This is a genomic window from Neobacillus ginsengisoli (assembly GCF_030813055.1).
Genome location: NZ_JAUSTW010000011.1, coordinates 64,198 through 77,749, shown reverse-complemented (window position 1 = coordinate 77,749; position 13,552 = coordinate 64,198). Strand labels below are relative to the sequence as shown.

Genomic DNA, 13,552 nt, shown 5'->3' with positions numbered 1-13,552 from the left:
AACATCATTTTTTAAAAGTAACATCCTAGAGAGAGAATTGGGTTCTCCTCATAGGATGCGCTATGATAGCTAAAATCACGGGTTTATATCTTATTTGAATGTTTTAATAAATTCTATCGCCTCAGAGATATCTTTGACTGGGTTCGTGTTAACTTCTCGCTCAATCGTTAAATAACCGTCATAATGGATTTCTTGTAAGGCCGCAAAGTATCGGGGAAAATCAACCACTCCCTTGCCAAGCGGCAATTCTCTAAAATACTCACCAGAGGCTACCATTTGGGCGATTTTTTCATGGTCAGTACCGCCTCCATAGCCTAGGGCCCCGTAGACATTACGAGGATCTACTGGTTTTAACCGGATCCCATCCTTCACATGGGTGTGGACAATATAATCTTTGAGGAGATTTACACCTTCTACAGGATCATCACCCGTTACCATCACCATATTGGCTGGGTCAAAATTGACTGAGACACCATTGGTACTTAAGCTATCCAAAAAGTCTTTTAATCTTGAAGCGGTTTCAGGACCCGTTTCGATTGCAAAGTATGCATTCATACTTTTTGCATAAACCCCTAGCTCCTCACAAGCTATTTGCATGGCTTCATAAATTGGACTTTTCTTTTCTTCCGGAATCATACCGATATGAGTCGTTACGATTTTGGTCCCAAGTTCCACCGCGAGATCCAAAATCCGTTTAGATTTTTCAATTTTCTCTCGGTTCTGATGGAGGTCCTGGAACCCGTGACCTCCTAAATCACCACAAAGTGCCGAGATTTCTAATCCTAGTGACTCAATATAAGCTTTTAGCTCCTTACGTAAAATAGCACTTATATTTTCAGGTGCCATTTCACCGTAAACAGCATAGATTTGAACACCATCAGCTCCCATATCTTTTACTGCTTTTAGTCCTTCCCGGAGTGGTAATCGAAGACTATCAACAATTACACCAATTTTATTGTTAACTTTTATACGATTCATTGGTTAAAATGTCACCTCGCACTTCTTTTCTGAGGCTTCATAAATACCAGCTAAAATTTTCATGATTTCAACACCATCTTCAATAGGTGCTACTGGTTTTGTGCCCGTTAAGCAGCTTGTCACAAACGAATCAATTTCATTTTGAAATGCATTGGAAAAATCAAATGTGAGATGATCAATTTGTGGGTGAACATTCAGAATGGTGTCATTTTCTTCACTAATTAAAACTAACTCCGGTTCTAATTCAGCTCCGCCTTTAGTCCCGTATAATTTTACCTGAATTTCATCTTTCTGTGCATGTAAAGTAAAAGAAACATCTACTAGCAATGAAGCACCATTCTCAAATGTAATGAGGGCATTTGCTAAATCTTCCACGGTATTTTTTCCATTATCATAGTCTGCTGCTTTATAAAAACGTAAATTCTCTATGTTTCCACGGTTTCCTAGTTTCCGATAGGTGTTCCCTGAGATGGATTTCACCTTTGGACGCCCCATTAAATACCAACAAATATCAATAATATGTACGCCAAGATCAATTAATGGGCCACCTCCAGAGCGTTCTTTATCAGCAAACCATCCTCCTGGATTCCCCAACCGACGTAGACACGAGGCTTTGGCATAATAGATTTCTCCTAACTTTCCATGATCAATAAAGGATTTTAATAGCTTCGCGTTCGTTGCAAATCTCCTCACGAAGCCAACCTGTAATGTTTTATTATATTTTCGTGTTGCTTCCTCCACCTTTAATGCTTCTTCTACAGTCATAGACAGTGGTTTTTCAACCAAAACATGTTTGCCGCCTTTTAAGGCACCAATGGAAATTTCAGCATGGGTATTATTCCAGGTGCAAATACTGACTGCATCTACATGAGGGTCATGAAAAACCTCTTCCAAAGAGGCATACACCTTTTCTATTCCATATTTCTTTGACTTTTCTTCCGCTCTTTCTTGTGAATAATCATATACTCCATATAAAATGGCATTTGGGTTGTTCGCAAATGATTGAAAATGCATATCAGAAATCGAACCGGTGCCAACCACACAAACTCGTAAAAGATCCAAATTCATTCATCCTTTCAACATAGTATTATTCGATGACTATACTTCATCCCATAATCTTCTTACATTATCCATTCCAATTTTAGAGCCGACTTTACAATCTTCCATTCCCTCAAACTCTACCGTTAAATAGCCATCATATCCGGAGTTTTTCACTAATTTCATAATCTCACGAATATTTAGGTCTCCATGGCCGACAATGGCTCCCCGCAAATAGTTTTCATTGACCGTCCTAAACCAAACTCCATCGCCAGGGTTTTCAAAGTAAGGACGAATATAGAAATCTTTAAAATGAACAGTAGCGGCATATTTAATATTTTTCTTCACCCCTACAAGCGGGTCTTCATCGACACAAAGGAAATTCCCAACATCAAGTGTTGTTTTAAAATTCTCACGGTTCACGGCATGAATCACCCGTTGGACACGATCACTCGATTGTACATTAAATCCATGATTTTCAATGGTGGTAGTAATACCGAGCTGTGCTGCATAATCAGCAAGCAGCTGGCATCCTTTTACTAATTTTGAAAAATGCTTATCAAAATAATGAATCGTCATTTCTTCCGGCTGTAAAGTAAATGCCGTTACATCATGACGCATGATCTTGATACCTAAACGATTCACAATATCAACATGTTTTTTTAACCGTTCCACTTCTTCATGAAAAGCTTCTTCTGTCTCTTGAACAAAGTTTGCAGGCATAGAATAGGCTGACAGCTCAACACCTAAAGATGCAGCTTTTTCCTTTATTTGATCGGCTAGGTCTACATTATCTACTACAGAATAACCGTATGGGACGATTTCCATATGTTCGCCGCCATGATCAGCAATCCATTGGATGACATCTAATATCGTCATGGTACCTTCTCTTAATTCTCTAACCAAACTGTACGTACTTAATCCTACTTTCATTAAAAATCACTCCTATTATTTTTTTAAAACTACTATTCTACTAAATGACAAGCAACAAAATGGTCTGCTGTTCCACCTTTTTTAACGGAAGGTTCCGTAACTTTACAAATATCCATCGCAACGGGGCAGCGTGTATGAAACCGACAGCCTGTTGGCGGATTAACCGGACTAGGTAAATCACCTTGTAAAATAATTCTTTCCCTTCTTAATCTCGGGTCCGGAATCGGAATGGATGACAATAGTGCTTTTGTATAGGGATGCTGCGGGTTTGAGAATAAAATCTCCTTCGGACCAGACTCCACAATGGTTCCTAAATACATAACTCCAATATGGTCACTTATGTGCTCAACAACACTTAAATCATGTGAAATAAATAAATAGGTTAAGTTAAATTCAGATTGTAAATCCTTCAAAAGGTTAAGGATCTGGGCTTGGATCGAAACATCTAATGCAGACACTGGTTCATCAGCAATAATCAACTTTGGTTTCATGATAAGTGCCCGAGCAATGCCAATGCGCTGACGCTGTCCGCCACTGAACTCATGAGAGTATCGATTGGCATGATACTCACTTAACCCCACGACTTCTAAAATTTCAGATACCCGTTTATACCGTTGTGCTTTTGAAAGGTTTGTATGAATTGCAAGTGGTTCTGCTACGATATCGCGAACTTTCATTCTAGGATTAAGAGAGGCATAGGGATCCTGGAAAATCATTTGCACCTTTTTTCTCATTATTTTTAATTGAGATTCCTTTCTTTGCGAAATTTCTTCCCCGTCAATCCAGATTTCTCCCTGACTCGGTGCAATTAGCCTAGAAATCAACCTCCCTGTTGTTGATTTTCCGCAGCCACTTTCCCCAACAAGGCTAAAGGTCTTCCCCTCCGGAATCATGAATGATACATCATGGACGGCTTTTAACGTTTTCTTCTTTCCAAACATGCCATCAGGAATGGAAAATGACTTTTTTAACCCAGTTACTTTTAAAAGAGTATTAGACACGAATGCGCCCCCTCTCCTCTTTGTACAACCAACAACTACAAGACCTGCCATTTTCAAAATTCATTTCTGGTGGTTCTTCTTTAATACAAATAGACATCGCATCGTTACATCTTGGAGCAAATTTGCATCCTTTTTGCAAATTACTTGGATCTGGGACGTTTCCTTTAATGGAATCCAATTTATCCTTTTTCTGACCAAGCTTTGGTACAGAACCAATTAGTCCTTTTGTGTAAGGATGTTTTGGACTTTCAAATAAATCGAATACATCAGCCTCTTCAACCACTTTTCCTGCGTACAAAACTACCACCCGATCACACATTTCTGCGACAACACCTAAATCATGGGTAATCAATAGAACAGACATTTTTTCCTTTTGTTGAAGCTGTTTCATTAAATCTAATATTTGTGCTTGGATTGTGACATCAAGTGCAGTTGTCGGCTCATCCGCTATCAGTAACTGAGGATGACAGGATATAGCCATTGCAATCATGATTCTTTGACGCATACCTCCAGATAACTGATGCGGAAACTCACTCATAATTTCCTCTGCTCTTGGGATGCCTACCTTTTTTAAGATTGAGACCGCATGTTCCCGTGCCTTTTTCTCTTTTAATCCTAAATGAAGGCGAATTGGCTCCAGTAGCTGTTCCCCAATTTTCATCACCGGATTTAAGGATGTCATGGGTTCTTGAAAAATCATTGCGATTTGTTTCCCGCGAATCTTTCTCATTTCATCTTCGGATTTATTCGCTAAATCCTCATTATTAAATTGAATCCTGCCGCTGGTAATTTCTCCACTCGTCCCTTTGAATAATTTCATGATTGAAAGTGATGTTATGCTTTTTCCACTTCCAGACTCACCAACAAGGCCGATAACCTCGCCTTTATTAATGTGAAAGTTAACACCATGTAAAATTTTAATTTTTTGTTTATCCTTCGTGAATACAGTTTCAAGATTATCTACTTGCAGCAGCTTCTCCATCCTTTTCAAACTCCCTTATTCATTCTTCGTTTTAGGGTCCAACACATCTCGTAAACCATCACCGACGACGTTGAATGCTAAAACGGTTAAAAAGATGGCAATACCTGGCATTATGACTACATGTGGAGATGTACCTAAATAATCACGGCCAAGACTCAACATCGCTCCCCAATCCGGTGTTTCCGGGCTTGCACCTAAACCAAGGAAGCTTAAACTGGAGGCAGCCAGAATAGCTGTTCCAATCCTCATCGATACAAAGACAATTAAACTACCGAGTGTTTCAGGCAGAATATGTTGAAACATAATCCTAATATGCGATGCTCCCATTGATTTGGCAGCTTCTACAAATAGTGTTTCTTTTGCCTCAAGCGTGGATCCTCTAACCAATCTAGCAAAGGATGGGACACCAAAGATGGATACGGCAATGACCACATTTGTTAATCCCGGCCCCAATATGGCGACAATAGCAATCGCTAATAATATATCTGGAAAGGCAAACATGACGTCACTCGCTCTCATGATGAGACGATCTAACCATCCACCAAAATAGCCACTAACAAGTCCTAAAATAGTTCCAATAATGGCTCCTATAGATACAGAAAGAAAGCTAACACTAAGTGAAATTCTTGCACCTGCTAGTAAACGGCTAAAAATATCTCGACCATATTCATCCGTACCAGCTATGTGATCTTTGCTAGGGCCCTTTAATAAAGCATTATAATCAGGTTTATATGGATCATGTGGCGCTATGTAAGGACCAATTACAGCAATGATAATCAGCAATAGAATAAAAAGACTTGCCCAGAACGCGGTCTTTTGCCTTTTCCAATTTTTCCAAAAATCTTGTAACGGAGAATACTTTTTCTCTGTGATGACGGTGTTATTCTGATTTACTGCCTTAGATAATTCCATTACTACCCTCCTCTATACTGCGTAGCGGATTTTAGGATTGAGAAAACTATATAAAAGGTCAATAATTAAATTTACGACAATAAATTCAACGGAGAACAGTAATAATTCTGCCTGAATGACTGGGTAATCCCTAAAGGCTATGGAATCAATTAATAACCGGCCCATTCCTGGAAAACTAAAAACCGTTTCTACCACTACAGACCCACCTAATAAAAATCCAAACTGCAGACCTGCAATGGTAACAACTGGAATCAATGAGTTTCTTAGTGCATGTTTAGGAATAACAACTGACTCCTTTAGCCCCTTCGCTCGTCCCGTTCGAATAAAATCAGCTTTGAGAGTTTCTAACAATGAGGACCTTGTAAAACGTGCAAGCATTGACATAATACCTGCTCCTAGAGTTAACGAAGGTAAAACATAGCTTTTCCAGCCTTCAGCACCTCCTGTTGGAAACCATCCCAGCTGCACTGAGAAAATCTGAATGAGGATTAATCCTAACCAAAAACCTGGTAACGAGATTCCTGAAACGGCAGTCACCATCCCTAGATAATCCTGCCATTTATTTTTAAAAACGGCTGATAACGTACCAATCAGTAAACCGACCTCTAAAGCCCATACCATGCTCGCTAATGTTAAATAAATAGATGGCATAAAACGGTCGCCAAACATATCTGTAACAGGTAGTTTTGTTTTAAGTGATGTGCCTAAATTGCCATGAAATAAATGATTCATATAGGTAAGATATTGTTCCCAAATGGGTTGATTGAGTCCTAGCTGTGCTCTAATAACATCTACCTCGTCTAACGTGGCATCCTTACCCGCAACTAAACGGGCAGGGTCCCCTGGAATTAAGTGAGTAAAGAGAAAGATTAAGATCGAAACAATAAATAGGATTGGAATCATTTCAAGGATTCTTTTTAAAATATATTGTATCAAGTTGAAAACCCCTTTCTAAAGAAGGAAAGAAGCTTCGGGAAAACACCCCTCCGCCTCTTTATTACAACGACTTTTACTTCATTTAACTTACTTCATATTTGCATCCGTGACGTCAATTCCACCATCTGGTGTAATGACCACGCCATCAACATTTGTTCTCTTACCAGCTAGAATTTCATCCACACCTAGGAAAATCCAAGGCGCATCTTTATAGATGGTGGACTGAATATCACGATAGATTTCATCCTGTTTTGTTGGATCTGCCGTTTTGTTAACCTCCTCCATCCATTTGTCTACTTGATCATTTTTATAATAAGCAGTATTGGCACCATTTGGAGGGAAGGATCCGCCATAGAATAATGGCTTCGTTGCATTTGTTGTATCAGAAGGATAGGCCGACCAGCTTACGTACCACATCTGTAATTTTGTATCTTCAGGTTTTTGTGCTCCGTAAATTTCGTCTGAAAGGGTACCTTCTTCCATTGATTTAATTTTTAAATCTACACCAATTGCTTTTAATTGCTGCTGGATAAACTGCATCCCTTTCATCGTGTCTGAATTGGTGTTCCCCCAAATTTCCGTTTTGAAGCCATTATCATATCCAGCCTCTTTTAACAATTGTTTTGCTTTTTCGATATTTTGTTTATACTCTTTCTGTTTCACATAATGAAGTGTTTTGTTAGGAATAATGGAGTCTAATGGAAGCCCCAATCCTGAATTTACAACACTTATAAAGGCATCCTTGTCTACTGCATAGTTTAATGCCTGGCGGACGCGAGGATCGTTAAACGGTTTTTTCATTGTGTTAATGGATACATATTGAGCAATAGTAGAAGGAATTTTTTCTACTTTAATGGCATTATTGTTCTCCAATTCTTTTATGTTTTGACTTGGTAATGGATAGATTACCTGAGCTTCACCTGTTTTTAGCATGGCCACTCTTGAGCCATTTTCTGGAACTGGTTTATAGGTTATTTTCTTTACCCTTTCCCCTTTACCCCAGTAACCATCAAAACGTTCGACTGTTAAATGATCTCCTTGAATCCATTCAACAAATTTAAAAGGACCTGTACCGACAGGGTCTTTCGCAATTTTTTCCTTACCTTCTGCTAGTAGCTTAGGACTAAGAATTTTCGCGGATACAAATCTAGTTAACATTCCTGCATAAGGTTCTTTTAGCGTTACCTTAATTTCATAATCATTTATGATATCTATTTTCGTTATAAGATTAAATCCACGACTGTTTAAACGAAGACTATTATCTTTCATAATTCTTTCAAAATTGACCTTTACTGCCTTAGCATTAAAATCTACTCCGTCATGAAACTTTACACCTTTTCGAAGTTTAAAGTTGTATTCCAATGCATTTTCACTGACAGTGTAACTTTCAGCTAATTTTGGGGTAATTTTTCCATCTGCATCAAATCCCAATAGACCTTCAAGCATTGCTGATTGTACAGAGTTTGAATTGGTATCACCTGTATTGTGTGGATCCATTGAAATAAAATTTTCATTTACAGCGATTACCATTTCTTTATTACTTGTTTTGTTTCCATCTTTCTTTTCCACACTACTTTCTTTACTGGAACATCCAACAACCACCACTGCCGAGATGACAACAAACAGCAGCATTTTCCAAAGATTAGCCTTTCTCAATTGATTTCCCCCTTTTATTAGTTTTTTCAGGTATTTCGGTCTCGTTGTGATTTTCTCAGTCATACCCCTGAATAAATATGATTTGATTACTTCAATCTTCTCTTCCTGTTACAGAAACATTGATGGAAAGTAATCTTAAATCCAATTAACGAATTTTGTCCACGGTGTTACCAATAGGTTTAAAACAGCTGAAAACTTTATATTTTTTGTCGATTTTTACTATTAGTTTCTCCAGTGATGAAATTAATGTAATAAAAATTTTTAAACCTCTTAAAATTCCTTTTATGTAAAGTTATAACAAATACTATTTTAAGATTCATGGTGAGATTAAAATCATTATATCTTTTGTCAGAAACGTTTTCAATCTGTTTTTAGAAAAATAAAAATTTTACAAATTTAAAAAAGATTCATCCTTTAAAGGGATTTGTTAACCACTGTAGATAAAAAATCGAGGTGATTACGTGAAGTCTGTATTAAATGACTTACGATGGGGGAATATCGGAAGTGTTCTCTTTAAGTACCTTTTCTTCCTGATAACTTTAAGTATGCCAATACTCTAATGTAACTTTGCCATTCGCATCCCCTGATGCATTTTTTTGATTCACTTGTGCTACTACTACAAGCACCTGTGAATAGCAAACTGGAAATGGCTATCCCTGTAAGTAATGATTTAAATAGTTTCAATGCTTTGACTTCCCCCTCTTAACTAGTTTGTTATCGTTTACATCCTTATCATGTTTTAGAACCAACTAAAGTTCTGCTGGCTCCATCCAAATTTTGTAATATACTGCTTGTTTTCTAGGCTCACATTATATTTGGCAGTTCCGATTAAACGTCTGACATATTTATTTATATCCCTTCTTTAGTCATGTGAATTCCACTTCCTTATAACTAACAGGATTATACAAAGAAGTTATGTATTGAATATGAACTGCTGTTTTATAGTACCCCGTTATACACATAGAATAAAAGCGGGCAATTTAACCAGCCTAAGTTCTAGATTCAAATACACTCAAGCTGGTTGGTTTTCCTAGAAACATTTAGTCTATTTTTTGTAGTAAACAGAAAGATCAACGAGTTCAAGTATGGATTCATCTATTGCCTTAGCAAAACCTTGCGGAGCCCCAGTCGAAGGAACAGCAAATGGTCAAATTCTTGATTAGAACTAGAAGGAATAGAACTCCCAAGTGATTTGTTAAATCAAACAATAGCAGGCCTTTTTACTCTTCACTATAGCGAGTGTTGCCGTAAAAGACTGTGCAAATGGTTCAAAAATACGCGGATGTTTTTTTACGTCTTGTTCATGATTCACAAAAATACCCCCTGTCTATATTTTGTAATTTTTCTGGAACTACTTCCTTGCACGACCTATATAATTTTTAGAAAAGTGAAAAAATTTCATGATGATTACAGTTTTTTTACTATTTGACCCTCTGTGATTTGTTTCTCCCGTGTGCCCATTCTCTTTTTAAAAATAAAACCTATTTGCACTGTGCTTAGAAGAATACCTGTAAAAACGAGTACAGCACCAAATATTTTTTTTACAGTAAGGGGATTTTGGTAAATCAAAAAATCTAGTAGCATCGTCATAATTGGTTGTAAGTTTAGCACGATAGCAGACCTTGAAGCGCCTAGGTTATTCATAGCACTATTCCACATCATGGTGGTTATTCCTTGGCCAATCAACACTGACATGACAGCAAATAACCAAATTGAAATTGAATGATTCCAATTAATGTTCGTCCCTATTAAGATAAAAGGATCATAAATAATAGCACCAATAAAAAAACTATAGGACGTAATAATGAATGGTGATAGACGCTTCGACAGCAAACGGACAAAAATAAGGTTGAAGGAAAATGTTGTAGTGGCACCAGGTAATAACAAATCCCCCATGCCGAAGACAAATTGTCCTTTGACAGATAATACAAAATATAGTCCAATAATGGCAATGAAACTACCAATAATCATCTGCCGTGTAATCTTCTCTTTAAGGATTACACCCGCAAGCGCGGCTGTAATCAGTGGAGACATGTTGAAAATTAACGAGGCATTGGTCGCTGTTGAATATTTTAAGCCTGTAAATAAGAATATTTGATTGGCAACCAATCCTATTAAACCAGCACAACACAAAAGCATGAATTCCTTCCGTCGCGGTCGAACAAAGGATTTAGTAATAAACCCCATCAAACAAAAGAAAATCGATATAACAGTCAAGCTAAAAGCAGAAAGAAAAAAAGGAGAAAATTCTTTTAGCAGGAATTGCCGGGCGAGGTAGTTCCCTGCCCAAATAAAAACACAAGATAAAAGAATGAGATAGGATTTGGCCAAAAAATAACCCTCTTTCAAAGCAAAAACCTTATTTTAAGCTTTTCGCATGGTTAAACGTGGCCGCTGCCATGATTGTCATGCATTTGAAGCCTGTTGCTTGTAAAGTGTGGATGCAAACAATCCTTCTGCTTCCACTCCATCAATAATAGGAACATCTAATTCTTGCCGTAATAGGTCTGCTAGGCCAATTGTTGAAAAACCGGTGCAGGCAAACACAATAACTTTTGCCCCTTGGTTTAATAATTGTTTAACAGCTTCCAACCCTCGTGTTCTACCAGTTGGAGTCAATAGGTCGGTTGTATTTGTCACTCCTTCTGGCCGTAAATACCCTACTAATAGGTTTCCTAATAGGTTTTCTATTACCGGTGGCGGCGTATCGGTGATTCCGAGGACTCCCACTGGCTGACCAAGGGCTAAAGCTGTAAGGGCCGCTGCACTTCCTGCTCCAATGACTGGGATGGCTACTTCCTTTCTAAGCTCCTCAATTGCAGGATCAGCAGCACAGATAATGGTTAGAGCCTTGCATCCCTCTTGCTCCAACCTTTTTCCTAACGCTACGATCTTAGGGACTGCCATCTCTTCTGTTTCAACATTAAAGATTCCTAGCGGCTGATCAGGTATACATTTATTGATTGTTGGGACCCCGTAGCTTTTGGAAATTATTTTTCTATGCTGTTCAAGAATTTCTTCTATCTCCGTCGTAAAAACCCGTATGACACCAATCATTTATTGATCTCCTTTCTAAAATGTTTTATTTCTCCATTATTCAGAAAAAGTTGAAAGTAATGAATATTTAAATTTTAATGTATATTTAACAAGATGAACACGTCCCCTGAAACCAAAAATAAACAGGGTATGTTGTGCTCTCGGCACAACATACCCTGTTTTATTCATTATTTTTGAATAAGTGGTAAGAGATACAAAAGAAATAAACCAATCTTTCTTGGCTATTTTCCGTGTGGATGTCAAATAATTCCCGAATTTTATCCACTCGGTATTCAACTGAATTTCTGTGTAAAAACAAATGTTTTGCCGTTTCTAATAAACTGCCTCGTGTATAAATATAGTAATATAATGTTTTTACAAAGTCTGTTCCATTCTCCTGATCATATTGATTAAGCTTCCCTATCTTTTTTTCTACAAACTTGTCCATTTCCACTGATTCGGAAACATCCATTAATAAATGAAACATTTCTATTTCTTCAAAAGTAAAAACCCTTTTTTGATTATCTAACCTCATACCAAAAATGACGGCTTTTTTTGCTTCTACATAACTTTTCTGTACATCCCATAATTGAACTTTCTCCCCAAATCCAATTCGAATCCCACTACAATGCTGAATAAAGGGTATCAATTTTTCTCTCCAATTAAAGGTGTCCTTCTTCGGATTCTGAGTTGGTATTTCTTGGCTTGGTGATCCAAGTAATAAAACTAATCTTTCACCTATCCAATGGATATGTGATTTAATATGATGCTTTTGAGATTCTTCGGCTAATGTATGATTTAATTTATCGATATGTCTGGATATCTCCTCTTTTTCGCCTTCAATAATGGCGACTTCCCAAATCGCCTCTGGTTTTAAACCTAATTGACTCCCTTTACTCATAATCTCCTGTTTCGATAGTGGCAAACCGGATAATAGCTCATCAACAAAATTGCCGCGCAACCTCTTTTCCGTATCCACTGCTGTTTTTCTCCTCATTAATTCTAACGAAAACACAAGCCGTGCTTGTTCAATACAAACCTGGTCTAGCTCATCTAATTTCTCCTTGTCAACAATCAGCTTTCCTACCATCTCCTTATCCACCCTAATTTCCCAATAGCGCGGATTTGGTGAGGAATGATAATGGGCATTGGACGGTGAGGCGACGATTGTTTCCCCCGTCTTATCTATAAGCCAAATGGGTAATTTTAATAATAGAGAAACATTATCGGCCACTGCTTGAATCCCACTATTCTCAAGAACTAAAGTGGTCAACATCTTATAGATTTCTTCTGATTTTCTAAGTAATGATGATTGCTTATTGATGATTTGTTCCATTACTGCATGAGTAATATCAATGTAAGGAATACCTTTTGGAAGCTGAATAATAGGTAGATCAAATGTATTGCTCATTTGAATCATTGCTTTAGGCATTTCATGTAAAAACCTTTCCGGTTTAATCGCTAAAGCCGCAGCATTTGCCTCTGCCAATTGTTTCACTAATTTTGGAAGTAATGCCGGCTCGTGACGAATGGAATACGCTGTTGTAAGGAGTAATTCTCCTTCCCTCAACCAGCCGCTAATGTCCGGCACCTCCATAATATCTATGTATCGAACTACTCTATTTAGCCCCTTTTCGCCACTAATTACCTTGGCATCTTTTAATACTGGGAGGTCGAGTAACTCACGTAATGTAATCCCGGCTGGATTCATCTTATTTCACCTATTCCATTATTTATTTACACAGTCTATTAAAAAATATTCTACATGCCCTTCTCATGACTGTACATTACAATTTCAAGTGTAGACAAAATTTCAGTTATCTCTATTAAAATTTACAAAACACAACAAAAAGTAAGAAACTGGAAAACCTAAATAAAGAGACAACTTGTATTTATCCTAAGTGCCTCTTTACAATCATATTTTTCTTTTATAAGTAACAGTTGCTGCGTTACATTACTTGCATTTATAAGGCTGTTAACGTTGCTCAGGAAACATAACAGGTGGCGTAAGCGATACATATGGGAGAACAATTTATTTAAAACCTAACATGAAATAGTAGTCTATATTTGTTGATAGCTG

At 37.5% G+C, this 13,552-nt stretch carries 11 protein-coding genes; all 11 read right to left on the bottom strand.

Annotation, left to right across the window (positions count from 1 at the left end; translation table 11 throughout):
• Positions 1-90 precede the first annotated feature (90 nt).
• The 11 genes from J2S10_RS24335 to J2S10_RS24285 all read right to left on the bottom strand — a co-directional run bounded on the left by J2S10_RS24335 (position 91) and on the right by J2S10_RS24285 (position 13,183).
• On the bottom strand, positions 91-978 hold the full coding sequence (locus J2S10_RS24335) for a sugar phosphate isomerase/epimerase family protein (RefSeq protein ID WP_307413283.1): 888 nt from the start codon (positions 976-978) through the stop codon (positions 91-93).
• A gap of 3 nt (positions 979-981) precedes the next feature.
• On the bottom strand, positions 982-2,040 hold the full coding sequence (locus J2S10_RS24330) for a Gfo/Idh/MocA family protein (protein ID WP_307413280.1): 1,059 nt from the start codon (positions 2,038-2,040) through the stop codon (positions 982-984).
• A gap of 36 nt (positions 2,041-2,076) precedes the next feature.
• The gene (locus J2S10_RS24325) at positions 2,077-2,949 is read right to left on the bottom strand and encodes a sugar phosphate isomerase/epimerase family protein (protein WP_307413277.1); all 873 of its coding nucleotides are present in this window, start codon (positions 2,947-2,949) and stop codon (positions 2,077-2,079) included.
• A 32-nt stretch (positions 2,950-2,981) separates the two neighbouring features.
• Complete coding sequence (locus J2S10_RS24320; RefSeq protein WP_307413274.1) at positions 2,982-3,950, bottom strand: ABC transporter ATP-binding protein; 969 nt, start codon at positions 3,948-3,950, stop codon at positions 2,982-2,984.
• Entirely contained in the window at positions 3,943-4,932 is a 990-nt protein-coding gene (locus J2S10_RS24315) for an ABC transporter ATP-binding protein (protein ID WP_307413272.1), read from the bottom strand. The genes J2S10_RS24320 and J2S10_RS24315 overlap by 8 nt, the downstream gene beginning before the upstream one ends.
• A 15-nt stretch (positions 4,933-4,947) precedes the next feature.
• On the bottom strand, positions 4,948-5,844 hold the full coding sequence (locus J2S10_RS24310; RefSeq protein ID WP_307413268.1) for an ABC transporter permease: 897 nt from the start codon (positions 5,842-5,844) through the stop codon (positions 4,948-4,950).
• A gap of 12 nt (positions 5,845-5,856) precedes the next feature.
• Positions 5,857-6,780, bottom strand: a complete 924-nt coding sequence (gene nikB, locus J2S10_RS24305; protein WP_307413265.1) for a nickel ABC transporter permease — start codon at positions 6,778-6,780, stop codon at positions 5,857-5,859.
• Between the two features lie 87 nt (positions 6,781-6,867).
• A complete protein-coding gene (locus J2S10_RS24300) occupies positions 6,868-8,436 on the bottom strand; it encodes a glutathione ABC transporter substrate-binding protein (RefSeq protein ID WP_307413263.1) in 1,569 nt (522 codons plus the stop codon).
• Between the two features lie 1,407 nt (positions 8,437-9,843).
• Positions 9,844-10,767 carry a DMT family transporter gene (locus tag J2S10_RS24295; protein WP_307413261.1) on the bottom strand — a complete coding sequence of 308 codons (924 nt, stop codon included), beginning with the start codon at positions 10,765-10,767 and terminating at the stop codon, positions 9,844-9,846.
• Positions 10,768-10,842: 75 nt separating this feature from the next.
• Positions 10,843-11,493, bottom strand: a complete 651-nt coding sequence (locus tag J2S10_RS24290; protein WP_307413258.1) for an aspartate/glutamate racemase family protein — start codon at positions 11,491-11,493, stop codon at positions 10,843-10,845.
• Positions 11,494-11,653: 160 nt separating this feature from the next.
• A complete protein-coding gene (locus tag J2S10_RS24285) occupies positions 11,654-13,183 on the bottom strand; it encodes a PucR family transcriptional regulator (protein WP_307413257.1) in 1,530 nt (509 codons plus the stop codon).
• Positions 13,184-13,552 lie beyond the last annotated feature (369 nt).